General features: G+C 54.2%; 19 protein-coding genes. 9 read left to right on the top strand and 10 right to left on the bottom strand.

From position 1 onward, the window contains the following. Positions 1-4: 4 nt before the first annotated feature. On the bottom strand, positions 5-721 hold the full coding sequence (locus tag ACT3RP_RS06165; protein WP_441684658.1) for a trimeric intracellular cation channel family protein: 717 nt from the start codon (positions 719-721) through the stop codon (positions 5-7). Between the two features lie 241 nt (positions 722-962). Here ACT3RP_RS06165 and tssI point away from each other — a divergent pair, with 241 nt between their 5' ends. From tssI to ACT3RP_RS06125, 8 genes are all read left to right on the top strand, one after another. Next, complete coding sequence (gene tssI, locus ACT3RP_RS06160; RefSeq protein ID WP_483393459.1) at positions 963-3,065, top strand: type VI secretion system Vgr family protein; 2,103 nt, start codon at positions 963-965, stop codon at positions 3,063-3,065. Then, on the top strand, positions 3,065-3,871 hold the full coding sequence (locus ACT3RP_RS06155; RefSeq protein WP_096278752.1) for a DUF4123 domain-containing protein: 807 nt from the start codon (positions 3,065-3,067) through the stop codon (positions 3,869-3,871). Before tssI ends, ACT3RP_RS06155 begins: the two co-directional genes overlap by 1 nt. 14 nt (positions 3,872-3,885) lie before the next feature. Beyond that, positions 3,886-7,491: a hypothetical protein gene (locus ACT3RP_RS06150; RefSeq protein WP_441684654.1), complete on the top strand. Its 3,606-nt coding sequence runs from the start codon at positions 3,886-3,888 to the stop codon at positions 7,489-7,491. Next, positions 7,488-8,675, top strand: coding sequence for a hypothetical protein (locus tag ACT3RP_RS06145; RefSeq protein ID WP_096278748.1), 1,188 nt, complete (start codon positions 7,488-7,490; stop codon positions 8,673-8,675). Before ACT3RP_RS06150 ends, ACT3RP_RS06145 begins: the two co-directional genes overlap by 4 nt. 106 nt (positions 8,676-8,781) lie before the next feature. Then, entirely contained in the window at positions 8,782-9,957 is a 1,176-nt protein-coding gene (locus ACT3RP_RS06140; RefSeq protein ID WP_483393458.1) for a hypothetical protein, read from the top strand. Positions 9,958-10,281: 324 nt separating this feature from the next. Next, entirely contained in the window at positions 10,282-11,457 is a 1,176-nt protein-coding gene (locus ACT3RP_RS06135; RefSeq protein WP_483393457.1) for a hypothetical protein, read from the top strand. 201 nt (positions 11,458-11,658) lie between these two features. Then, positions 11,659-12,153 (top strand): nodulation efficiency, NfeD-like protein, encoded by a 495-nt coding sequence (locus ACT3RP_RS06130; RefSeq protein ID WP_096278739.1) that lies wholly within the window; start codon positions 11,659-11,661, stop codon positions 12,151-12,153. 2 nt (positions 12,154-12,155) lie between these two features. Then, positions 12,156-13,208, top strand: coding sequence for an SPFH domain-containing protein (locus ACT3RP_RS06125; RefSeq protein WP_441684646.1), 1,053 nt, complete (start codon positions 12,156-12,158; stop codon positions 13,206-13,208). Positions 13,209-13,376: 168 nt separating this feature from the next. Here the strand turns inward: ACT3RP_RS06125 and ACT3RP_RS06120 are convergent, their stop codons facing one another. The 6 genes from ACT3RP_RS06120 to ACT3RP_RS06095 all read right to left on the bottom strand — a co-directional run bounded on the left by ACT3RP_RS06120 (position 13,377) and on the right by ACT3RP_RS06095 (position 18,544). After that, a complete protein-coding gene (locus ACT3RP_RS06120; RefSeq protein ID WP_441684644.1) occupies positions 13,377-14,879 on the bottom strand; it encodes a sodium:solute symporter family protein in 1,503 nt (500 codons plus the stop codon). Next, the gene (locus ACT3RP_RS06115) at positions 14,872-15,099 is read right to left on the bottom strand and encodes a hypothetical protein (protein ID WP_441671808.1); all 228 of its coding nucleotides are present in this window, start codon (positions 15,097-15,099) and stop codon (positions 14,872-14,874) included. Before ACT3RP_RS06115 ends, ACT3RP_RS06120 begins: the two co-directional genes overlap by 8 nt. 30 nt (positions 15,100-15,129) lie before the next feature. After that, on the bottom strand, positions 15,130-16,539 hold the full coding sequence (locus tag ACT3RP_RS06110) for an amidase (protein ID WP_483393456.1): 1,410 nt from the start codon (positions 16,537-16,539) through the stop codon (positions 15,130-15,132). A 39-nt stretch (positions 16,540-16,578) separates the two neighbouring features. Continuing rightward, positions 16,579-17,052, bottom strand: a complete 474-nt coding sequence (locus ACT3RP_RS06105; RefSeq protein ID WP_483393455.1) for a GNAT family N-acetyltransferase — start codon at positions 17,050-17,052, stop codon at positions 16,579-16,581. A 112-nt stretch (positions 17,053-17,164) separates the two neighbouring features. Next, entirely contained in the window at positions 17,165-17,869 is a 705-nt protein-coding gene (bluB, locus tag ACT3RP_RS06100; RefSeq protein ID WP_483393454.1) for a 5,6-dimethylbenzimidazole synthase, read from the bottom strand. Between the two features lie 186 nt (positions 17,870-18,055). After that, positions 18,056-18,544, bottom strand: a complete 489-nt coding sequence (locus tag ACT3RP_RS06095; protein WP_096278725.1) for a MarR family winged helix-turn-helix transcriptional regulator — start codon at positions 18,542-18,544, stop codon at positions 18,056-18,058. 84 nt (positions 18,545-18,628) lie between these two features. Here ACT3RP_RS06095 and ACT3RP_RS06090 point away from each other — a divergent pair, with 84 nt between their 5' ends. Continuing rightward, complete coding sequence (locus ACT3RP_RS06090; protein ID WP_483393453.1) at positions 18,629-19,546, top strand: DMT family transporter; 918 nt, start codon at positions 18,629-18,631, stop codon at positions 19,544-19,546. 96 nt (positions 19,547-19,642) lie between these two features. Here ACT3RP_RS06090 and ACT3RP_RS06085 read toward each other — a convergent pair whose 3' ends face one another. The 3 genes from ACT3RP_RS06085 to astD form a co-directional block, all read right to left on the bottom strand. Next, positions 19,643-21,160, bottom strand: coding sequence for a Na+/H+ antiporter NhaC family protein (locus tag ACT3RP_RS06085; protein WP_483393452.1), 1,518 nt, complete (start codon positions 21,158-21,160; stop codon positions 19,643-19,645). Between the two features lie 397 nt (positions 21,161-21,557). Beyond that, complete coding sequence (gene astB, locus ACT3RP_RS06080) at positions 21,558-22,913, bottom strand: N-succinylarginine dihydrolase (protein WP_483393451.1); 1,356 nt, start codon at positions 22,911-22,913, stop codon at positions 21,558-21,560. Next, on the bottom strand, positions 22,910-24,382 hold the full coding sequence (astD, locus tag ACT3RP_RS06075; RefSeq protein ID WP_483393450.1) for a succinylglutamate-semialdehyde dehydrogenase: 1,473 nt from the start codon (positions 24,380-24,382) through the stop codon (positions 22,910-22,912). Before astD ends, astB begins: the two co-directional genes overlap by 4 nt. Between the last annotated feature and the right edge of the window lie 32 nt (positions 24,383-24,414).

Raw genomic sequence — 24,414 nt, 5'->3', positions numbered from 1 at the left:
AGTGTTAGCGTTTTTTACGCTCTCGACGAATCATTCTGACCCGCTCCTTGGCTTTTTGCGGGCTAGACAGCGGCGTTGTGCTCTCATCATGGGTTTTTGGCGGCACGGTGACCCAGGCAAACACCGGCAGCGCTAAATGCCAGTGAATTGCCGCTAAGCGCAGCCCTAGCGTCACGCTTAATGAGGCGCCAATGGTTATCGTCAGCGGTACGTTCAAGGCGTCTAGCGCCACGTAAACAATCCCACCGGCCATGGCGGCAGTGGCGTATATCTCTTCGCGCAGCACCATCGGAACTCGCTGGGCCAACACATCACGGATCATGCCCCCCGCCACGCCGGTCATCATGCCCATCAATACAGCCACCGTGCCGGAGCTACCGAGTAACAGCGCTTTATGCGTGCCAATCACCGTAAATAACGCCAGCCCAAACGCATCCGCCACCGGTAAAAAGCCGCGAGAAAGGCGATGGATATAGTGAAACCCTACCAGGGACACACACACGGTGGCTAAAATCACCCATAAATACGTCGGATCCGCCACCCAAAATACCGGTCGTACGCCCAGGACTAAATCACGAATGGTACCGCCACCAATCCCGGTTACCGCCGCGAGTACCAGCATCCCCATCGGATCCATTTTTGACCGGCATGCCAAAATAACGCCTGAAAGCGCAAAAACAATAACCCCCGCCATGTCCAGCCAGTAGATCACCCCCGACACGCCCCTCTCCTTTTGTTTACCTGCGACTAAGGCAGGCAGAATAACACCTCTGCCACAGCTCATGAGGGCAACGTTGTTTACTTTTTAATCATCAAATGCTGATTTTGTAAGACATTGCCTACACGGCTTGTAAGACATTGCCGCTAGATAGCGACCAAGGGTTGCTGTGAGGAGTCAGGTCGTTATCCTGATCGTTTCTCATTTGTTTAGATTACCCTTGTCAATTATCCCTGGAGGGGGCATGACGCTCAGCACCGGTTTGCAATTCACGGTGACGCTACCCGGCGTTGATGATATCGCGGTGATCGATTTCACCCACCGCGAGACGCTCTCCCAGCCCTTTGAATTGGCGCTGAACCTGGCTAGCCGCGATGGCCGCCTAGACGCCGCCGATCTTCTGGATCGCGAAGCCACCCTGACTATTTGGCAGGATGGCGAACCGCTGCGTCGCGTGCACGGCATCATCGCTGAATTTGGCCGAGGTGATCGCGGCCACAGGCGCACCTTTTATTCGCTAGTACTGCGCCCCGCCCTTTGGCGGCTTTCGCTACGCCAGAACTCGCGAATTTTCCAGAAGACTGACCCGCTCACCATCATCAACGCCCTGTGCGATGAGCGCGGCATCACCGATGTGGCCTTTGCGGTTAACCGCGATCTTCCTGAGCGCGAGTACTGCGTTCAATACCGCGAGACGGATCTCGCCTTTATCGAGCGTCTCGCCGCCGAAGAAGGTCTGTTCTACTTTCATGAATTTGCTGAACGAGGTGAAGGCAGCGATGGCGGCGCCCACCGGCTGATCTTTGCCGACGATCCGCAAGTGCTAACGAGCCTTGGCGAACGCACTTATCACAGCCGAGCCGGGGGCACTGCTCCCAGCCGCCATGTGCGCAAGCTGAGTCAAAAGGCCCGCGTCGCTGCAGCCTCCGCCACGCTGAAAGACTACAGCTTCAAGAACCCGGCTTACGCCCAGTTGCACGAACATCTGGGCCGCGATGTCGAGGCTCACGGTCAGCAGTCTGACTACGAACATTTTGATTACCCCGGCCGCTATAAGCAGGACGCCTCCGGCGAACCGTTTACCCGTATTCGCCTGGAGCAGCTGCGCCGCGAGGCCATCACCGCCAATGCCGAAAGTGATCTGCCCGAGCTTGCGCCTGGCCTGCGCTTTACACTCACCGATCACGATACTGACAGCCTCAACCGTGATTGGCAGGCAATCAGCGTTACTCACCACGGTGAGCAGCCCCAGGCACTGGAAGAAGACGGCATGACTCAAGGTGATGCCAACGGGATGACCCGTTATTACAACCAGGTCACGCTAACTCCCGGTGGTGCCCCTTGGCGAGCCACCCCTAATCCCAAGCCCCGCGTGGATGGCCCTCAAGTAGCCTTTGTGGTTGGACCAGAAGGCGAAGAGATTCACTGCGACGAGCACGGCCGGGTCAAAGTGCAGTTCCCATGGGACCGCTACGCGGAACCCAATGACACGGCGAGCTGCTGGGTGCGCGTTGCCCAAGGCTGGGCGGGCGGCGGCTACGGCAGTATCGCCATTCCGCGTATTGGCCACGAAGTGATTATCTCGTTCTTAGAGGGCGACCCCGATCAGCCGCTGGTCACCGGACGTACCTATCACGCGGTCAATACCGCGCCCTACCCTCTTCCCGAGCACAAAACCCGAACAGTGCTGCGCACCCAAAGTCACAAAGCCGAAGGCTTTAACGAACTGCGCTTTGAAGACGAGGCCGGTGCAGAACAAATATGGCTCCACGCCCAGAAAGACCTAGAGCTGTTAACGCTTAACGATCGCATCGAAGAGATCCGCAACGATAGCTTCTTGAAGGTCAATAACGACCGCATCAGCGAGATCGACAACGACGACCACCACACGGTGCATGGCAACCGCTTCGAGCACACCGAAGGCCAGCAACACTTCAACGTGCAAGGCACCCTGCATATCAACGCCGGCCAAGCCTGGCTCAGCGAAAGTGGCCGGGAACTGCATATCAAGGCAGGCCACAAAGTAGTACTGGAAGCCGGTGACGAACTCACCCTGAACGCTGGTGGCAGCTTTCTTAAGCTGGACGGTAGCGGCATTACCATCGTTGGCCCCAAGGTACGCGTCAATGCAGGCGGCAGCCCTGGCAGTGGCAGCGGGCAAGCGGTGGAAGGCCCTCTGCTACCAGGGCATGCGGTGGCGGAGGGGCATAAAGCAATACTGCCCGTCACCCACGAGGCGCTACTGGAAGCTTCCGCACGGGAGGCCAGCATCATCCAGCTATGCCAAAAGCAGACCGATGGCAGTTGCCCACTGTCTGACTGTCCATGCCGGGATAGGGCGAGTTAATGCGTTATGCAGTGAATTTTCCAGAGCAAAGAGAGCGGCGCTACTGGTTGATAGATACGGCCAGCCTCCCTGAAGGTGAGGTGTTACGCCGTTTCTACGCCGTGGTGAGCGAACCCATGTTCCGCTGGCTTTACGACGGCACGGCCTATCACGCGGTGCGAGACAGCGGCCCCGTGCTGTTGGATATCACGCATAATGCCGACGTTTGGCAGCAATACAGTGCTGACTGGATGAAGCATGCCGCCTCGGTGGTCATCGACACGCCGGCTTCTCTGAATGACCTGCAACAGCGCCTCGCCGCCTGCCTGACCATTGACACGCCTGGGAACGGGATGGGCTTGCTGCGCTTTCACGAGCAGGCAGTCTTGCACCTCTTATTGGGGGAAGAAAAACTCGACCAGGCAGACCGTCTGGCCCTGATGGATAAAGATACCTGCTGGTCGTGGCCGCTTTGCCGGAGTGCTGACGGTATTGTTTATGAACGCCATTTCTCGACTGGCGGCAATAGCATACCGAGTGGCAAGCCACTACGGCTGGACGAGGAGACTCAGCAGCGTCTGCAAGGCTTGAGGCAGTATTCCCGGCTAATGCCATTACTGGGCGACGCCATTCACCGTTTCGACCTGCTGCAAAAAGAAGACGACTGCATCACCTCCCTTTGGCGGGCGCTGGAGCACTACTGGCACGATACCTGGCAACTCAATCTGTCACGCAAGCAAGCGGTGGAAAACGCGCAAGGCAAGCTGAAAACGAGTGACGCATTTGAACACTTCATCGAGTCCCTTTCTCTCGATGCAATGACATGACAAAGGACACGGGAATGTCACAGAACCATGCGTGCAGCCCCAAGGCGATCTACGTGGAAATCACCGGTCGTCATACGGATAACGACCAGAATGAATACTGGCTCTACCAGGGTGACGCCGCCGAAGAATGCCTGGCAGAGGGAGATGCCTCGGAAGGCCGTTACGGGCCGATTGTCGAGACCCAGCAAACGTACTTAGAAGAAGAGCTGGCGGGCTATGGTCTGATCCAGAAACTCGGTGACATCGAGATTCCATTGCTGCAGGTGGAAGATATCTCCCAATGCGGCTTAATCCCCAAGCAGCGTTCATTCCAGCACAACCTGATGGTCTCGACCCTGCCCATGCTGTACATCGATCATCAGGAGCTGGCGGCAGGGCCATGCCGTGGCGGCTTCATCTACGTGTTTCTCGACAACCGACTGATCAGGGAGTTGGTGGTGTCCGGCGAGCCGAACCAAGCGCCGCAGTTCACCGATAGCGACATCGCGACGTATCGGCAACAGGGTGACGTTCCCTCCGTTCGAGATTTCAGCGGTCCCGCTCTGGCACACCTCCATTTGCCCCTCAAGCTCAATGGCGAAACAGCCAATGTGCGCTTGGCTTTCTCCGACCACCCCTGGCCCTGGGCGCATATCGAACAGTTGGAAGCCAACCCAGCGTTGATCAACCAACGTTGCCAACCGCTTGCCCTCAATGAATCGTCAGTGAGTGCCATGCTGCAGGGCGACGTGCGCAACATGTACACCCACAGCTTGGAAATCAACCGTGACGAGTGCGCTGGCAAGGCCGCCGTTGAGTGGCTGCCACCCATGCGACCACGCGATGTGATGTACGAGCAAGCCTGGGGCAGCGCCAGAGATTATCTGGAAGATACCACGGCAGCGGGTTGGAACACCCTTGTCCAGCAGTTACAGGCCGACCGTGAGTTCTTCGAGTCCGACGACCAACAGGCAGTAGCGCCAGACATCGATACGCAGACGCACCAACGGCACTTCTCACCCGCGCTACGTAGTTGCCTGGTGCAGCAATGGAACAATGCCTGCCGTGCGGATGACGAGCGTGCGGATGACGCCTCGCTTGCCTTGCTCCCAGCGCCGGAGGGAACCGACGATTGTCTAGTGGCGCTTCGCGAACAGCAGCTCTGCGCTATCTTCTTGCGCGACCCCAAACAAGCGATTGACCACCTGATCGAGGATGTCCAGGCGGGTCAGGAACTGCTTTGGGTACTCTCCGAAGGCATGAAATATCACCCCCACGGCAAGTCGGCTGAACTGATTCAGGCCAACTGTTTCATGCCGTATGGCCCGGAGGGTGAAGACAACCCGCTCTACCTCGACACCTGGTATGACACCCGCCTCGAACGCTCCCGGGAGAGCCTGTTCGCCCGCTTGATCAAGGAAGAAGAGCGACGCCTGGCCCGCCTGAGGATCGACGAGCGGCTGTCGGCGCTGGTGACGCTGTTTAATGACACATCGCCAGGGGCCTTTTGCCATACCCTGCGCGACGCCATGCTGTTTGATGATATCAACCACCTGGAGCCTTACGCGCTGCTGGCACGCTGTATCGAGACGCTGCAAACCGGCTTGAACTGCCTCGACTTCAAGGCTACGCCCGAAGAAGCCCAAGCCCTCCAGGCCCCTGCACAGTGTCGGCAAGCTCTTGAAGCGCTGTTCGCCTCCAATCAACAGCAGGCGGGCCATGCTTGCTCTCCCCTGCTGTTCGCCGATGAGAACTGCAGCACGAACGTTTGGGGCAGCCCTTATGCCAGGAATCTGGACGTGCTGCAGGTGGCCGCCCAAAACGTCAAGGACCAGCAGGACCAGGTCGCTACCCCGACCGGGGAACAACTGATTGCCTGGCAGCAGCGCCTGGATGAAGAAGTCGGTGATCTGGGGCCGGCCATGAACCGCGCACGCATGGCGCTCAACGGTACGGATGCCGTCGCCAGCAGCATCGTACCGACCCTGCTCAACGCGGTGGCGGGCCTGAAACTGGGTGAGACCATGACCATCACCCTGGCCTCCGATATCGGTGATCTCAAAGGCGCTTTGATGGGTGGCCTCCCCATTGAGGTGGCCGATGTCGATGGCGCCGTTCATTGGCTCTTGCCCAGCCAGTTCAAACCTTTGACCGAGGAGATGGCCCAGGGCGGCATCGCCCTACAGGCCGCCTCCGCCCGCAACGTCATGGGCGGCGACGTCGCCTCGTCATCAGCGGCCACCGGCCGTGCTCAGGTGACAGGACAAGTGACCAGTGAGCAGGCCTTTCGGTGGACACAGACGGGGTATATCGGACTTTGGTCTGGGTTGGTGGTGCTGGAGCTGTGGAACCTGACAGTGAGCATAGTAAACGCGCGAGATAATAATAACGCTTTGAATCGAATGAAAGTTGGCAGTGCAGTTATTGATGCCTCGTTATTAACAGCTCAAGGCTTGAAGCTAGCTAACGTTAATTGGGCCTGGGCAGTAAAGGTCAATAAAGCACTTGATTCATCATTTATCACTAATGATGAGTGGAGGCGAGCCATGGGAGACGCTGGTCGCTACCGTGGTGCCTTTGGTTTCACTGCTGGGCTTTTTACAGCTACGTTAGTGGCCGTGGATGCTTACCAGCTCTATCAGCAAAAACAATACACTTCGGCGCGCTGGATGGCAGGTTCTAGCGCCGCCATTGGTGTCGGTAGCTATGCTGGTTCGGGTTTCGGCCAAGCGGCCGCCAACATTGCCGAGAGAAATTTATTACGAAATCAGTTCTTGCACAGAGTCTTGGGCTTGGTGGGCACGCCACGACCAGTGCCTATCATGCTTGCCAGCTTGGCAGTAGCGCTGGTTTGCAACTATATGGCTACCAACAGCCGCGACGATCGCGTGTCGTTATGGGCCAAATATGGCCCTTTTGGAAATCAGCAGAATGAGCGCGACGGCCGCCTCGCAGAGCTTACTTCGCAAGATGAATCGGGGACGACAAACCATCAGGCTAAGATTCGTGATTACCTTACTCCCTTGCAGGACGCTTCCCCCCAACAGGCCTACATACTGCTGCTTCAGGGTCTGTTTCAAGCACATTTCGAGCTGGTATCGACAAGAGGATTGGAGCACATTGATTCCGGTTTTCACAATTGCGACATTGCCCTCAAAATGACCTGCCCTGGCCTTCGCTACGGTGAGTTTCAATTGCCCATCACCCAAGTCGAAGTCGACTGCTCTGCCCCCGTACCGGACAGGAGGTACACCTATCAATACGCCCCTATGGATCGCCGCCGCGTACTAGTGGATATTGCAAAGCAAGACCCAGAAGATTCAACGGTACGTTATTTGGGTATCCGTCTTCCTCGGGAGTGGAACCGTTTGGGCGTCCCCTCTACAGGATTAGGTGATGTTCCGGCCGATTGGTTAGCATCCAGCTATAGCCGCTTTCGCCACGAGCCAGATTATCAACGCGAATACCACCAGGGGAGTTACTTGGTGCGCGTAAGGCCGAGTGACCTTGAAGGCCGAGGTAGCGTGGAGTACTGGGATACGGATGAGAAACGACACTGCAAGCTGGAAGATAGTGTAACTTTCGCGGCACAACCCTCGACGCTAACCTGGGTATGGAACAAGCAAGGAGCCCGAGCATGAGTCAGACGGAACAGCCACAAGATCATTATGCTGAGACCGCCTTTCGGTCCGATGCCATTCCCCGCCAGGCTCCGCCCCCAGAAAAGAACGTATGGGGAAAACTGGAAAGTAACTTCGATGTCGCTCGGCTACCCTGGGGAAATTATATTGGGGTAAATCCTTCTATCTACGAATATGAACATTCGGAGTCCTGGTATCGTAGCTATCAGTACATGGGGGAGCAGGATTACCGTCGTTACAATATGATCAACGAAATGCGTTGGTCGCAGTTTGTTGATGAAGATATAAACTTATTTTATCGCTTTTTGCGCTTTTGGTTTGTATTTTTTTCCCATTTATTTAGCTTTATAGGAGGGGGGGGGTATTTTTTTGTCGGAGTTTCAATCGTAGTTCTTTTAATCGAAGTGTTTATGGAATTATTCTGGCCAAAAAATGGTTTGTCACTTGATATCTTTATTATCCCATTATGCGTAACGGCACTTTGTAGCATTGCAACGATACTACGAAGGCTTTACGAAAAAAACAGTATCCGTTTCTATAAAAGCAATAAGAACTGGTCAGACGATGTCGCTTTTTGTCGACGAACGGGCATTGTGAAGTCCTCTCGCGGTGATTTCCCTTTCTATGAATTCGATGCCTTTATCGAAATGAGTGCTGACATGAAAGGTAACCAGTTCCATAGCCTTAAGGTGCGCCATCGCTATCCGCAGCACAGTAAAGACGAGCGCAACGGTCTACCGCTCGATTATAATTTTCCGGCTGACGGGAGCATTGCCCAGCTGTATGCGATGTGGGACATGCTGGGCCGCTATATGGATGTCAGCCAGCCACTGCCGGATATCCCTCGCCTGGAGCCGTTTCGCCATCTAGACCCTACCACCAAGGCCTTCGATGAGGCGGGTAAGCGTGGTCGTCCAGCCACCTACTGGCGCGACCTCTACGCCAAGGCCAGCGAGCAGGAACTAAAACAACGCCGCGAAGAGCACCGCCAAGTGGTCGATGCCGCCCCTTGGGGCAGCCGCCCAGACCTAATGGCCCAATCCGTGCCCGGCTATGGCGACAGCTATACCGCAGAGCCCGAAGACGTTAACGCCTACGGCCGCTTCCCCAACAAGGGGGACCGCTTCGTCGAGCGCACTGAAGCCAAAGACTCAACTGTGCAGAACAAACGCGACAACCATTAACATCATCGCAATAACTGTCATCAATACATTATTGTGGAAGGCCGCTGGCGGCCTTCCCTGGCGGTAGTGTGGCTAAACGGGTATGGAACAAACAAGGAGACGGAGCATGAGCCCGACGGAACAGCAAGATCACTATGCCGAGACTGCCTTTCGGGCTGACGCTATTCCCCGCCAGGCACCGCCGTCAGAAAAAAGCACTTGGAAAAAACTGGGCAGTAATTTAGATGTGGCCCGGCTACCCTGGGGGCATTATATCGGGGTTAATCCTACCCTCTATGAGTACGATAATGAGTGGTTTGAGGATTACCAGTACATGAAAGAAGATTATCTTGGCTATGCCATGATTAATGATGCACGCTGGTCGAAGTTTGTCGATGAAGATATCAGCCTGCTTTATCGCTTCTTGCGCTTTTGGTTTGTCGTCATCTCTCACGGGTTTAGCTTTATCGGTGGAGGGGGGTACTTTGTTTTCGCTCTAGCCGTCATAACTTCGGTCGTTGGAGTGATCGCTCAATTCTTTTCTGACACACCAGAATATCCACCACTTATTTTGACATTTCCGCTTGGAGTAGCTGCATTCTGTGGGGCAGCTACCATACTGCGAAGGCTTTACGAGAAATACAGCATTCGCTTTTATAAAAGCAATAAAAACTGGACGGACGATATCGCGTTTTGTAGGCGCACGGGCATGGTGAAGTCCTTCCGTGGTGAGTTCCCTTTTTATGAATTCGATGCCTTTATCGAAATGCGCGCTGATATGAAAGGTAACCAGTTCCATAGCCTCAAGGTGCGTCATCGCTATCCGCAACATAGTAAAGACGAACGCAACGGTCTACCGCTCGATTATAATTTTCCGGCCGACGGTAATATTGCCCAGTTATATGCCATGTGGGACATGCTGGGCCGCTATATGGATGTCAGCCAGCCGTTGCCGGACATTCCCCGCCTGGAGCCGTTCCGTCATCTTGACCCCACCACTAAAGCCTTCGATCAGGCGGGTAAGCGCGGTCGCCCAGCCACCTACTGGCGTGATCTCTACGCGAATGCCAGTGAGCAGGAACTGAAACAACTGCGCGAAAAGCACCGACAGGTAGTTGATGCAGCGCCTTGGGGAAGCCGCCCAGACCTAATGGCCCAATCCGTGCCCGGCTATGGCGACAGCTATACCGCAGAACCCGAAGACGTTAACGCCTACGGCCGCTTCCCCAACAAGGCGGACCGCTTTGTCGAGCGCGCTGAAGCCAAAGACTCAACTGCGCAGAACAAACGCGACAACCATTAACATCATCGCATCAATACATTCTTTTGGAAGGCCGCTGGTGGCCTTCTCTGGCGGTAGCAAGGTCAAGTGGGCATGGAGAAACAAAGGAGTTGGGCGCTGGTTGCGCCATAACCGTGGCCGCTTTCAGCATGAGTCCGACTACAGGCAGGAGTATCACCAGGAAGCCAACCTTGTGCGACTGTATCTTGACGACCTAACGGGCCAGGGCACCATTCAGTTCTGGGATCGGGCTAGCAGATCCTATCAACCCATTGAGGACGAAATGACCTTTACCACACACCCTTCGTCGTTGACCTGGGTAAGGCCCCAGCAGGGAGGCCGCCGATGAGCTTGCAACACGAACCGCAAACGCCAACGGATGGCTACGCCGAAACCGCCTACCGCGCCGATGCGCTTCCCGAACAGAGCTATGCCCCAAAAAATGAGATGCTGCGTGGGCGCATCCTCGAAACTCGCCTGCCCTGGGGCAGTTATCTAGATATAAACCCTACTACTTATCAATACTCGGACCTTTGGTTTCGGGAGTATCAATATATCGGCGATGATTATCATGATTACACCATGATCAATGAGTCACGCTGGTCTAAGCGAGTTGACGAAGATGTTAACGATTTTTATCGAATTACTAGATTTTTCTTTATTTTATTTACTCATGGCTTTAGCTTTGTAAGAGGGGGAGGGTGGTTTATTTTTGGTGTAATTGCCATTTGTACTATTTTGTTTATATTTGCAGCCGATACATTGCTTCAAGCATTTACCCCTTTGTTACTTGCCACCACTGTTTGCGGCATTGCAACCATTCTTCGCCAGCTGTGGGAAAAATATGAGTTAAAGTTTTATAAAGGCAATCGCAACTGGTCGAATGATTATGCTTTTTGTCGACGTACTGGCATGGTAAAAACATTTCGCGGGATCTTTCCATTTTACGAGTTCGATGCTCATATCGAGATGACTTTAGGCACTCAGGGCTCTCAGTTTCATTCCCTTAAGTTAATTCACCGTTACCCCCATAGTAGTCCAGACTCCTTTTCTAAACGTCCGCTGGAATTTAGTTTTACCGTGGATGGCAGTATTGCTCAACGCTACGCCGCTTGGGATATGTTGCAGCGTTATATGGATGTCTCTCAGCCGCTGCCGGATGTACCTGAGTTAGAGCCCTTCCGTCACCTTGACCCGACCACCAAGGCTTATGACGAAACGGGTAGGCGTGCCCTTCCCGCTACCTACTGGCGTGATTTATATGCCAATAGCAGTGATGAAGAGCTCAAAGCACTGTGCGAAGCGCAACGCGCCGAGGTGGACAGCACCACCTGGGGCGGCCGCCCAGACTTGATGGAACTCTCAGTGCCCAACTACCGCGAAACCCGCAAGGGCGAGCCGGAAGACGTCAACGACTTTGGCCGCTTTCCCTGGAAGGCGGGCAAGTTCGTTGACCGGCCGGAGGCGACACCGTCCGGGGAGTCACCGGATCATCAACAGAACGACAAATACCCACGCTGACGGTTAATCCGGCAAACATCTACCTGCCCGGGAAGGCAGCGATATCCTTACGGGGCGGGTTGTTGTGGCCGGTTGAACGCCACCCTCTGAAAATGGATGGAATACCGTCCCCCCCGCGCCTAAGCCAGCCTAACCTACACCCCAAGATGCGGTTAATGAGTTACTCTAGTGCCAGACCATTAATCCATTTTAGGAGAAACTATGGATTGGAATCCTGCATATACATGGCTAGTACTAGCACTACTGCTTAGCTTGGGTGAGCTCACATCGGGTGCGATGGTGTTACTGGCGCTGGGAATCGCTGCAGCGCTAACGGCGGCGGTTACTGCTTTGGGGTTAACGCTTCCTTGGCAGTTGCTCAGCATGGCTATTTTTACGGGGGTGCTGCTACCGCTATGCATCATGGTCATTCGCCCGCGTTTTTCACCCCGCGGAGTCGCCTACGGGACGACAGGGACTGGCGTAGAGAAAGGTAACCATTACACGACTCTCCGCCGTGATTTTGACGATGCCACCGGCATTAAAGTAAACGGCGATTTTTATCGTTTACGCGACCTTGATACTGGTGAAATCGAGTTCCCCAACGGTACAACAGTAGTATTTAGGCGCTTTGAAGGTACTACCGCTTTGGTCACGCTATATCAGCCTGCAGACATTGCCCCTCAAGAAGACAACTCACAACGTAAGGAACCCTAACAATGGATTTACCTATTAGCCCAGGTTTATTAATAAGCCTAATTGTTGTTGCGATCGCGGTCGTGATTATTTCTAAAGGCTTAATCATTATCCGCCAATCTGAAGTAATGGTGGTGGAACGACTTGGGTCGTTCAATCGCGTATTGGAAAGTGGTATTAACATTATTATCCCGTTTATCGAACAACCCCGCGCCATCACTATGCTGCGCTATCGCAAACTCGGTGAGGAATACACCGCGATCACCACAGACGAAATCCGGATCGACCGCCGCGAAACGGTAATGGACTTCCCCGGCCAGCCGGTGGTGACGACAGATAACGTGACGGTGCGTATTAATGGCGCGCTCTACTACCAGATTATCGACCCTAAACGGGCCGTCTACGAGGTCGTCAACATGAGCCAGGCGGTTGAGGTACTGGCCAAGACAACGCTGCGTTCAGTCGTCGGCAAGATGGAGTTGGATAAACTGTTCGAATCCCGCGCGGAAGTGAATAATGAGATTCAAGCGGCAATGGAAGAACCCGCTTCTAAGTGGGGCATAAAAATATCTCGCGTTGAAGTGCAGGATATCGCCATGCCGGATGAAGTCGAAACCGCCATGCGCCTACAAATGGCCGCTGAACGTAAACGCCGTGCTACCGTCACCGAAGCTGAGGGTGAAAAATCAGCGGCGATTGCCATGGCTCAGGGGCAGCGAGAGTCCTCCATCCTCAACGCTCAGGGTGATAAAGAATCGGCCATTTTGCGCGCCCAGGGCGAGCAGGAGTCGATCAAGCTGGTGCTTAGCGCCATTGGCGACAGTGAAGAAAACAAGCGGACCGTAGTGGGCTATCTACTCGGCCAGAGTTACATCAAAGTATTACCCAACATGGCAAAAGACGGCGAGCGAGTATTCGTACCCTATGAATCGTCGGCGCTGCTGGGCTCGATGGGCATGTTCCGCGAAATGGCAGGCTCACCTGAAGACACCGTGTCTAATCATCTTAAAAACCGCACTGGCAGTAACAACGACTTTCGTAGCGGCATAGTCGGCGGCGCGGCAGGCGTTAATTGATTTTTGCATCACTAGATGATTAAAAAAATCCTTTAGAAATACTGCAAAGCCGGTTCACGAGTGAACCGGCTTTTTGTTGGTAGTATGAAGGGTTATAGCCAAACCGGTGAGACTTTGGCGCCATCATTTGACGGGTGCATTCATCATGGTGAATGCCATTACCCGTGGCTATTTTTTCGCGCCCCCAAGCCGAGTAAAACCACGCGGGGCAGCAATACGAAAGAAGCGCTCAACTATCTCGGCATTGCTCGCTGGGGTGATTAAAGACACGGCCACAAAGACCGGCAGGTTGATCATTAGCCCCCAGAAGCCTGCATGAATGCCCAGCGGATGCGGCCATAGCGTTGTAAACGCAACGGTGACTAAAAATCCCGCCACAATGCCAGCCATCACACCCAGGCGAGAAGCCCGCGGCCAGAAAAACATACCAATGAACGCCGGTAATACCTGGGAGGCAAACCCTAGCCCCACTAACAGAATCATCACCAAACTACCCGGCTCAGCAATAGCCAATGGGGCAACCACCAGAAACATGATGGGTAGAATTAATAGCCGCGCGAGCTTGCCAGTCGCCCCTTCCGAGAGTTTTAACACCGGCTGAAGCACATCTTTACTCAGTGACAGCGATACCGAGTGGATAAAAGGCTCGCTTGAAGACATCGATGCCGCCAAGGTGCCCGCCCCCAGTAATCCGACTAGCACGACGGGCAAGTGCTGCATCGCGTATTCAAGGGCAACCGTATCAGCACGCGCCAACTCCGGCAGTGAGTAAATGCCGATAAACCCCACCACTACCATGGGTAATATCACCACGTAATAAGTAGGTAACCAAGTCGCGCTACGGCGGATAGTGCGCGCTGATGAAGCACTCATCCACTGGGTCCATACCGGCGGCATAAACGAAAACATTGAAACGATGATCGATGTCGTCCAGAAGCTAAAGCTCATATCACCGCCCGCCCCCGGCAGCGTTAAAAACTCACCGTGTTCAGTTTGAATGCGCTCAAATACGCCCGCAAAGCTCAGCCCCCCGGTAGCGCTATGGACCGCCCACAAACCAACCGCCCAAGCAACGATCAGCATGAGTACGCCCTGAAACGCATTGGTACGGCCAATCGCCCGCTGTCCGCTGGCGTACAGGTAGACCGCAATACAGGCCAGCACTGACAACACACCCAGCCAAATGGGGATCATCCCTCCGCTCATTACGAACAAAATGTACGCCGAACCGATCGTTTGCAGTACCGCATAAGCGACAGAGCCAATCGCCATCACTAACGCCGCTAAAGCGCCCAGCGCTGGGCTTTGATAACGGTCAGCAATCGCGCTTGCCTGGGTTACGTGGCCAAACTGCTCACCGAACTGCCACACCTTGGGCCCGAAATACCAGGCTATCAGCGCCAAATAAGCGAGGTAGATCGCTACGTAAAACACCGCCACGCCTTTGGAATAAGCCCATCCTGGCGCACCCATGAAGGTGTAAGCACTGACACTCCCGGCGGCAATCAGCAGATATAACGTGACCGGCCCCATGCTGCGTCCTGCCACGCCCCACTCTTCTAGGCTGTTCATATCGGCATTGTTGGCACACCCATTGCGAGCACGCAGGCCAATGATCATCGCGATAGCCACATACGTTAAGGTAATCAGCAGAGGCCAAACGCTATTCATGATCGTCTCTCTCTACAATATGATTGCCAACGAGCATGACGGCCACGCAGGCAAAAATAATCAGGTAGCTCCACACCACCATGAGCGGCAACCCCATCACCAGCGTTGCGCGGTTCACCCAGCCAATCACTGGCCATGTGCCCGCTAACACCAGCGCCACAAAAGCGACTAACAGCCCCCAGCCCGCCCTGGAGGTAGGCAGCACAATCAAGCGTCTCATCGATATCCCCTTATTCATTATTGAATGACATCAATTCACTGTGGGCAGTGTTGGCCACCGCATGGGTAACGCTAATCGGTCTTCCAACTGTTTCGCTAGCTTTAAAACAAAATGATCAGCAAAACGGGGGCCCATCAGTTGAACGCCAATAGGCATATTGAAGGAAGTCGTTGCCCGGCTAAACCCGGCATTAAGTGAGATCGCCGGCTGCTCGCCCATATTCCATGGCACAGTGTAGAAAATGTGTTCAAACGGCTGGGATGGATCATTCGTAGGCGATGACCACTCTGCTGGAAATGCGATATTGGGCGTCGTGGGTGAAATCACCGCATCTACCTTATCAAACACGGCTTCTGTCGCGCGGCGCATCACCATGGTTTGCTGAAAACCTTGCACCGCGTCGACACCCGTTAAGCGAGCCCCGCCCTCTGCCCAGGCGAGAATCGAGGGCAGCACCTGCTCACGTTCTTTAGGCGAGAGCTTCATCAGCTCACCCCACTGACGACCCTGCCAAAAGTGATTTAGTCCATCCAACATTTCACGTGTCAGCACTGGCGCGAGGGGAACCAGCGTTGCGCCAGCGGCTTCTAATTGCTTTGCAGCCTGCTCTACGTAGTTGCGAATTTCTTCATCCAGAGGCAGCCCACCGCCCGCCTCCATCATTACACCCACGCGCAGGCCATGAAGGTCTAACGCTAAGTCGGCCCAATGGATCTTTTCTGGGGGCAAGCGCATTGCATCGCGACGGTCTGTGCGAGCGAGCACAGTCATCATTAGCGCGGCGTCCTCTACGCTGCGCGTCATTGGCCCTGCACAGCGGCCCACATAATACGGATCAATGGGCACACGGCCTAGCGTGGGCTTAAACCCCACTACGCCACACCAGGCTGCAGGCAAGCGTATGGAGCCACCAATATCAGTCCCCACATGCAGCGGGCCAAACCCGGCGGCAGCGGCTGCCCCGGCACCTGAGCTAGAACCGCCGGTATTGCAGGCTAAATCCCATGGGTTGCGGGTTAAACCATGAAATGACGAAAGACCTGATGAGAGCATGCCAAAGTCAGGACATGTCGTTTTTGCCAGCAGCAGAGCATTGTCTTCATTTAAGCGTGTCGCTGCTGGCGCATCCTCGGTAGCTATCGCCTGCTCGCCAAGCCCTGTGCCTCCGGGCACGGGCATGCCTTGCGTTGCAATTAATTCTTTTAAGGTGACTGGCACACCATCCAGATGCCCACTTGGCTGGCCTTTGGCCCAGCGCTGAGTAGAAGCCTTGGCGGCGCGAATGAATGCATCAGGTTGATAAGCATAGAGCGCATTAATGTGCGGCTCCCACGTGGCGATATGTTCAATCAGTGCACCCGCCACGTCGCTTGGGGAGAAGGAACGGGCTCGGTAGCCGTCCAAAAGTTGCGTCGCCGTCAGTTGATGTAATTCAGGCATAGCATCACCTATTGCTGTTGTTATAAAACTGTCGCGATGTCACTGCGCAAGCTGCCGTGACATCAGCGTGACGGTTTCGCCTCGATACTCAAGCGTTTCTTCCTCTTGCCAAGCCAAACGCCGATAAAGCGCCTGCTGATCAGGGGTATACAGATAAAAGTGCTCCATACCGCTCTCAAGCACCTCGGCTTCTACGCGTTGCACTAAGGCCGAAGCAATCCCCTTACCCCGCCATTCGGGTACCACAAATACGGAGGCTAGCCACGGAGTAAGTTCACTGCGAATGCTCATATCATCGGCAATCAGGCTGGCCGTGCCGACAGGCAACTCCCCATTCATCGCGACGAAAATAGAAGGTACCGCTGCGCTACCGCATTCAGCTTTTGTCAGCTCGATAGCCTCATCCAACGTAAGCCCTGGGTGCAAATGCCCCCAGGCGCCAAAGGTCCACCTTGCCACGATCGTAATATTGGGGTCGTCGGCGCTGAGACGCTGAAGAGTAATATCGTGCATTAGCTGCCTCTACCTTATTAAGCAAGAACGAATACAATAGCGGCTAATGAGACACCCCGCTATAGGAAGCCAAGGTCAGAGTACAGAGAGAGCCAAGCAGCGATCACCAGCGCTATCGCGGTTCACTCAGCGCTACGTCAAGTTGGCTATCCGTCAGCGGCTGACCCCAGCTATCGCTGTGCACTAACTCCTTCAGCGGCAGTCGCGAGCGCCACCCTTTCGCTTCAAGCTCCGGCTGATCTAAAAACTCGCTGACATAGCCAAGGCAAAGGTACGCCACTGGATACACATGATCAGGAAGTTTGAGGGCAGCACTCAGCTGCGTTTGATCGAGGATACTCACCCAACCGACGCCAACCCCTTCGGCCCGCGCCGCCAACCAAAGGTTTTGCACGGCTAAACAGGTGCTAAATAAGTCGGTTTCTAGAATGCTATTGCGTCCTAACACATTAGGGCCGCCCCGACTGCGGTCGCAGGTAATACAAAGATTAAGCGGACTCTCCATAATGCCCTGTAGCTTAAGACCGCGGTAACGTTCATTGCGCTCCCCCTCAAACTGCTCGGCAGCCTTCTGATTCTCCTGCTCGAACATCGCCAGTACCGATTCTCTAACGTCTCGGCTTTCAATCACGATGAAATCCCAAGGCTGCATAAATCCCACTGAAGGCGCATGGTGGGCGGCCTTAAGAAGCCGCGCGAGTATTTCTGGTGGGATAGGATCAGGCAGGAACTGCGAGCGTACATCGCGCCGCTCATGTATAGCGCGGTACAGCCCACGCTGCTCAGCATCGGAAAAATGGTGGTTCGAATGGGTCATGGCGCTGGTCGGGCCTTATGCTGATCGATTGTGTAGACAGTGAAGAGTCTACACGAGGTCAGCTTAGCCGCCATCGTCGAGGTAAAGCGACGCCATCTTTAGGCACTTAAAAGCAATGGAGCGTGATAGAAGTTGTTACTTTAACGCTCACATTAAATAACGATTAGCATACGAATATGTTGGCTATTACTGCTGCTCAAAACCCACTAAGAACTGCTTCAATAAGCGATCAAGTTGAGCGATCTGCTCATCGGTTAAGGCAGCGGCTAGCTGTGCCTGCGTCTCTACGTGGGCAGTCACGGCCTCATCGATCACTTCGAGCCCTTGCCGGGAAAGCGAGATCAAAAACCCTCGCCCGTCGTCGGGGTTTTTGACCCGTTTTATTAATCCAGCTTTTTCCAACACGTTAATACGGTGCGTCATGGTGCCCGATGTCACCATCGTGGACGCCATCAAATCCCCGGGGGATAGCGCGTAGGGCGCGCCCGCACGGCGAAGCGTTGCCATTACATCGAAACTGGCACCATTCAGATCGTATCTCGACCATGTCTTTTCCATGGCACGCATTAAGTAGTGATTCAGCCGCTTAATCCGCCCAAGCGTACCCATTGGCACCACGTCGAGATCGGGGCGCTCTTTCTGCCACTGTTTGAGAATGCTGTCTACATGATCCATGCCTGCATTTTGCGCTTTTTTATCTTGACGTCAAGACTCTTCACAAATATCTTGATATCAAGATATGACGTTGAGAATATGCAAATGACATCACCTACAGATCCCAAGACCCAATCCAAAAAAGCTTGGCTAGCCCCACTGGCATACCTATTAGCCGGCGGTGCCTTGCTGGGTCTATCGACCAATTTAGCCAAGCTGGCGGGTGAAAGGCAGCTATCAGCGCTCGCTTTTTTATTTTGGTCGATCACCGGCGCAGCGCTGATACTGATTACAATCTCCGCACTCCGCCGCAACTTGCCACCTATCACGGGACGCACCCTTGAGTATTACTTCGTGGCCGGGTTTGTGGGGGTAGCGGGGTCTAACCTGATCTTTTTCTCCGCCATTCCGCATATCGGCGCAGGGTTCGTTGCCTTAACCATTACTCTGCCGCCACTGCTCACCTATATTGGCGCACTGATATTAAAGCTGGAACGCTTTCAGGTAATGCGTGCGGCGGGCGTCCTGTCAGCCCTTGCAGGCGCCGTCACCTTAGCGGCTCAAAAGCTTTCCACGCCGGATGCCGATTATCTCTGGATTCTCCTGGCGCTAGCGGGGCCAGTACTGTTGGCGATCGGCAATATTTATAGGACACTGCGCTGGCCAGCGGGTGTCTCTGGCGATGCGCTGGCCCCCGGCATGTTAATCGCCGCAGTTGTTATCCTATTCGGTGTCGGTTTGCTGCCCGGCTTCTCGCTTAGCATACCCACCGAGCAAAGCCTTCCGCTTCTACTGATCGCGCTTCAATCCGTAGTGTTCGCAGGCCAGTTCTTACTGCTCTTTTTGCTTCAGAAAAGCGGCGGACCGGTGCTACTCAGTTTACTGGGTTCGGTGGGTGCCGTAGTAGGCGTACCGGTCGCAATTTTTTTGCAAGGCGAAACCGCCCCCGAAGGCTTGCTGTTAGGCATTGTATTGATTGGTACCGGAATTGCCCTGCTTAATATTGGCAAGGTCAGGCAGTAACCTCGAAGTCACCATCCACTTTAGAGCGCACCTGAGCCAAGACTTATTGTCAGCGCAGTAGCGTGTATTGGCCAATTAGCGGCACGACCTATTGGCTTAATGCTTTAGCACAAGATTTTTTTGAACCCGAGATAACGTATAGAAGGTAGCAATCATTGCAAACACGCTGATTAATACGGTCAAGCTGCTCTCAGTGAGACCTGCTATTACAAATGAAACCAGGGCAATACCACCATTAGTTAATGCGTAGGGAAGCTGTGTTCTGACATGGTCGATATGATCACAACCAGCGCCCGTTGATGCCAAAATGGTCGAGTCCGAAATGGGCGAACAGTGATCGCCAAAGATGCCTCCTGACAAGACGGCAGCAATACTTACGATAATGGGTGCTTCTAAACCAGCTGCCATAGGAATCGCCAGGGGAAGCATAATAGCGAAGGTTCCCCAAGAGCTTCCAGTAGCGAAGGACATGCCTGCGGCCGAGAGAAAGATAACAGCCGGAACAATAAAGGGCGGTACGTTGCCTTTCATAAGATCAACAATATAGTTGGCGGTTCCCATCTCTTTGAGTAGCGATCCTAGTGCCCATGCAAGCACTAGAATTAGTACTACACTGACCATTTTCTGCATACCTGAAATATAGATATCAAAAATATCGCCAAGACGTTTTACTTTGAAATAAATCATCAAACTCATAAGCACGACAGCGGCAAACAAATAGGCCGTGCTCAGCGCGACTCTAAAGTCACTGCCAGGGACTGATTCGAAAGGAAATCCAGCTGACACCAAAAGGCTAAATAGAGTCACGAACAGTATGCTGAGAGGAAGCCAGATAAGAGATGGGTGGCTTTCTACGCCCGTACTATTAAGCTGAGCATCAATTTTACGTAAGGGAGTTGAACCGGGCCAATATAGTTGGCCTGTTTCTCTAACGCGCTGATCCGCCTGTCTCATGGCACCGAAATCAATACGCGCGAGAGCAACCGTCGGAACGGCCAGTACCGTCAAAATTGCATAGAACTGAAAGGGTATCGTTTGCACGAATGCTGTAAATTCGGAGGTATTAATCCCGAGATGATTAAACTCTTCCCGAATGAGCCCCATAACGTAAACTCCCCAGCCAATAAAGGGAATCAAGATGGCGACTGGGGAGGAAGTAGAGTCAAGAATCCAGGCCAGTTTTTCTCGTGAGACTTTGACTTTATCAAATATTTTTTCGAAAACAGGGCCCACAATTAAAGGTGTGCCCATATCTGAGAAGAATATTATTAAGCCCCCCATCCACGCTGAGATCTGAGTTTTTGCCTTGGTATTAATATAGTGAATAGTCCGGCTAGCAAGAGCTGCACCGCCCCCCGAATGCTCGACAAGTGAAACGAATCCTCCGATGAAAAATAACAGAACAATAACAGCAGCATTGTAGCTATCGGTAAGCTGAGGCGTTACGTAATCACGAATGGTGCTTGTTGTGGCAGCAATCGGGTTTCCACCAGAGAGCATCATTAATCCCGCAAAGATGCCTACAGAAAGGGAGACGATGACATTTCTAAACAGGACGGCTAGCACAATGGACAGTATTGGAGGAATGAGAGAAATGAACCCCATATTTTCCATATTATTCTTCTCCTAATGGATTGAAAGCATATCGTGTAAGCAGCGCGAGGCTCTTTCGAGCAGCGAGTGACATTAGCTCAGAGGATCAATGTATTGTGGCGATGAGTGCGTGAACATACGCAATATGAGAGCTGTAAAGCGCACGAGATTAGCGCCCTACTCCAGCAGGGATACAGCCCCAGACAAAATAGAGTAGAAAGGATTTTCGCCCAAGACTCGTCAGTGCTTTTCTGCTAAAAATTTTGTGCGCAATATCTATTATTAAACAAACAAAATCAACTCTTTATTTACAAAAAACGGTTACCTAAAAGCAGTATTTTAATCGTATCCAAGTACATCAATAAAAAACGCCAAGGCAGCGCCTTGGCGTTTCGGTTTGCTGTTAACAGCGTTCTTCCTACCCCAACTGAAATGGATAAACCGAGCCAATTTTCAGCAGTTGCGTCAGTTCATCCAATGCCGTTAGCGATTCTTCTGCAAGCTGCGGGTCGGCAAGATCATCGGGTGCTAATCGGTCGCGGTAATGACAATTGACCCAAGCGGTAAGATCGCCGTACAGCGCATCGGTCAGCAGCACGCGGCTGGTAAGCGCTGCTCGCTCGGCATCCGTCAGCACCACGCGCAGACGCAGGCAGGCAGGTCCGCCGCCGTTGCGCATACTTTGCTTGACGTCTTTCACGATCACGTCGCTGATCGGGTTATTGCCCGCCAGCAGATAACCTTGCAGCGTGCGCCAGACCGCTTCTCGCTCCTGGCACTCACTGGGTACAACCAGCGTCATAGTACCGTCTGGATTAGACAGCAGCTGTGAGTTGAACAGATAGGAAGCTACCGCATCTTCCATGCTGACGGCGTCGAGAGGCACGCGTATGGGAATCAAGGGCGTCGACATTTTGGCGCGCAGCTCATCTAGCGTCCCCTCTTCGTCCAAAAACGCCATTTCGTGATACAGCAGTACAGGGCCATTGCCAACGGCAATCACGTCATTGTGAAAAACGCCTGCGTCGATGGCGTCCGGGTGCTGCTGAGCAAACACCGTTTGAGCTTCCGTCAGGCCGTGCTGGCGAGCCACCGCTTGGCTAGCTTCTAACGTCTGTCTTGCCGGAAAAAGTGCTGGCTGACGCTCGCCGCCAAACGCCTGGCGGCCATAGACAAACAGATGAACGCCCGGCTCGCCATGCTCGCCGCAAAGGCGCGTATGGTTGGCCGCGCCTTCATCGGAAAAATCAGGCGTGGCGGGCAACACCGGGTGATGGGCGAAATACTGCTCATCGTGAAAAATCGCCCGCAGTACGCGGCCCGTCGTTTGTGGTTCGAGGTAACGATGAAAGCTGGACTGCAGATTCGCCGGAGTGAAATGTACTCGGCTGTCCCATGCATCCCGGCTGGGCGTAATAGTGCCTGCGTTAGCCGTCCACATGCTGGAAGCGGAGCAAACGGCGCGCAGCAAGTGCGGGGCCTCGGTGGCGGCGCGAGCCAACACTTCACGGTGGCTACCCTTAAAGCCTAAATCACGCAGCGCGCCGATATCAGGCCGCTGCTGAGGTGGCAATACGCCCTGAGCGTAGCCTGCATCCATCAGCGACTTCATTTTCAGCAGGCCCTGCAGCGCGCCCTCTTTGGGGTTCGACACCAAGCCGCCATGGCTCATCGAGGCAACGTTACCTACCGCAAGCCCGGAGTAATTGTGGGTAGAACCAACCAAACCGTCGAAATTGACTTCTCTGACATTGCTGATGGCAGCGGTGCTCATAGGATGACTCCCGGCGGCAGGGTATCGGGCATCTCCAAGGTGTCAGCTTCCATGGACGCGACGGGGTAGGCGCAGTAGTCCGCCGCATAGTAAGCACTGGGGCGATGATTGCCGCTGTCGCCCACGCCTCCAAAAGGCGCATCGCCGGAAGCCCCGGTCGTTTGGCGATTCCAGTTCACAATCCCGGCACGGATACACAGCAAAAAATCGTCCCAATCGGCTTTATCGCCGCCAATAAGACCAGCAGAGAGCCCGTAGCGGGTATTGTTAGCAAGCTCAAGCGCCTCATCCCAATCGTTGTAACGATGGATCTTGAGTAGCGGACCAAAATGCTCCTCATCAGGAACGTCCAGTCCCGTCACGTCGATAAGCGCAGGGCTCAGCAAGCTGGTGCCCTCCTGAAGCCGCTGCATACGATTGATGACCGTGCCGCCCAGTGCTTCCAGCGCGTCCTGAGCTTTTAGCAGCCCGTCCGCGGCAGCCACGCTCACCAAACCGGCGTAAAATGGCGCAGGATTTTCGTCAAACTGACCCGCCACGTGCAGCTTGGTAATAGCCTCTGAGAGCGCTTCGATTAAGCGATCGCCAACATCACCCAAGGGCACCATCAATCGACGAGCACACGTACAGCGCTGGCCACCGGAAAGATAGGCCGACTGTAGAATAGCCAGCACAACGGCGCGCTGATCGGGCACATCCTTAACCACCAGGGGATTATTACCGCCTAGCTCCAGCGCGAGAATTTTATCCAACTGCCCGGCGAACTGCTTGTGCAGCATGCCCCCAACGTTGGCACTGCCGGTAAACAGCAGGCCATCAATGCCGGGATGCGCAGCGAGCGCTTGGCCAACTGCCACGCCACCCTGCACCAAGTTTATAACGCCCGCAGGCAGCCCGGCTTCTAGCCAGCACTGCAGTGTGAGATCAGCCGTTAGCGGGGTTTGGTCACTAGGTTTAAAAACGATGCAGTTACCCGCTAGCAGCGCGGGCACCATATGGCCGTTAGGTAAATGACCTGGAAAGTTGTACGGGCCAAATACTGCCATGACACCGTGGGGGCGATGGCGCAGAACGGCTTTAGCGCTACCCACTGATTTTTCACGCTCGCCGGTGCGTTCGTGGTATGCGCTGATCGAAAGGGCAATCTTCCCCACCATTGCTCCTGCCTCGGTACGCGCCTCCCAAAGCGGCTTACCGGTTTCAGAGGCAATCGCCAGGGCAAGATCTTCACCACGGGCTTTTAAAATCTCGGCAAACCGCTCGACCAGTGCCTGACGCTCAGTAACGGGCGTGCGCGCCCAGCTAGGAAACGCTCCTCGTGCGGCGTTAATCGCGGCGCCAACCTGCTCACTAGATGCCGATGCGCCCTGCCACAGCTGCTTAGCCGAGATGGGATCATGCTTGGCGAACGTGTCTGCTTCACCTGCTACCCAGGCGCCGTTGATCAATTGCTGCTGTTGAGCGTGCATCGTTCTCTCCTAACGTTACCAAACTTATGCCG

Source organism: Halomonas sp. AOP5-B2-8 (genome assembly GCF_052376475.1).
Taxonomy (GTDB): Bacteria; Pseudomonadota; Gammaproteobacteria; order Pseudomonadales; family Halomonadaceae; genus Vreelandella; species Vreelandella casei.
The sequence above is the reverse complement of the archived record's forward strand: the minus strand, read 5'-3'. Positions and strand labels throughout refer to the sequence as shown.

Bases quoted from the DNA above. Each gene is read 5' to 3' on its own strand.
- tssI (WP_483393459.1), top strand. From the start codon at position 963: ATGACGCTCAGCACCGGTTTGCAATTCACGGTGACGCTACCCGGCGTT.
- ACT3RP_RS06155 (WP_096278752.1), top strand. From the start codon at position 3,065: ATGCGTTATGCAGTGAATTTTCCAGAGCAAAGAGAGCGGCGCTACTGG.
- ACT3RP_RS06150 (WP_441684654.1), top strand. From the start codon at position 3,886: ATGTCACAGAACCATGCGTGCAGCCCCAAGGCGATCTACGTGGAAATC.
- ACT3RP_RS06145 (WP_096278748.1), top strand. From the start codon at position 7,488: ATGAGTCAGACGGAACAGCCACAAGATCATTATGCTGAGACCGCCTTT.
- ACT3RP_RS06140 (WP_483393458.1), top strand. From the start codon at position 8,782: ATGAGCCCGACGGAACAGCAAGATCACTATGCCGAGACTGCCTTTCGG.
- ACT3RP_RS06135 (WP_483393457.1), top strand. From the start codon at position 10,282: ATGAGCTTGCAACACGAACCGCAAACGCCAACGGATGGCTACGCCGAA.
- ACT3RP_RS06130 (WP_096278739.1), top strand. From the start codon at position 11,659: ATGGATTGGAATCCTGCATATACATGGCTAGTACTAGCACTACTGCTT.
- ACT3RP_RS06125 (WP_441684646.1), top strand. From the start codon at position 12,156: ATGGATTTACCTATTAGCCCAGGTTTATTAATAAGCCTAATTGTTGTT.
- ACT3RP_RS06120 (WP_441684644.1), bottom strand. From the start codon at position 14,879: ATGAATAGCGTTTGGCCTCTGCTGATTACCTTAACGTATGTGGCTATC.
- ACT3RP_RS06115 (WP_441671808.1), bottom strand. From the start codon at position 15,099: ATGAGACGCTTGATTGTGCTGCCTACCTCCAGGGCGGGCTGGGGGCTG.
- ACT3RP_RS06110 (WP_483393456.1), bottom strand. From the start codon at position 16,539: ATGCCTGAATTACATCAACTGACGGCGACGCAACTTTTGGACGGCTAC.
- ACT3RP_RS06105 (WP_483393455.1), bottom strand. From the start codon at position 17,052: ATGCACGATATTACTCTTCAGCGTCTCAGCGCCGACGACCCCAATATT.
- bluB (WP_483393454.1), bottom strand. From the start codon at position 17,869: ATGACCCATTCGAACCACCATTTTTCCGATGCTGAGCAGCGTGGGCTG.
- ACT3RP_RS06095 (WP_096278725.1), bottom strand. From the start codon at position 18,544: ATGGATCATGTAGACAGCATTCTCAAACAGTGGCAGAAAGAGCGCCCC.
- ACT3RP_RS06090 (WP_483393453.1), top strand. From the start codon at position 18,629: ATGACATCACCTACAGATCCCAAGACCCAATCCAAAAAAGCTTGGCTA.
- ACT3RP_RS06085 (WP_483393452.1), bottom strand. From the start codon at position 21,160: ATGGAAAATATGGGGTTCATTTCTCTCATTCCTCCAATACTGTCCATT.
- astB (WP_483393451.1), bottom strand. From the start codon at position 22,913: ATGAGCACCGCTGCCATCAGCAATGTCAGAGAAGTCAATTTCGACGGT.
- astD (WP_483393450.1), bottom strand. From the start codon at position 24,382: ATGCACGCTCAACAGCAGCAATTGATCAACGGCGCCTGGGTAGCAGGT.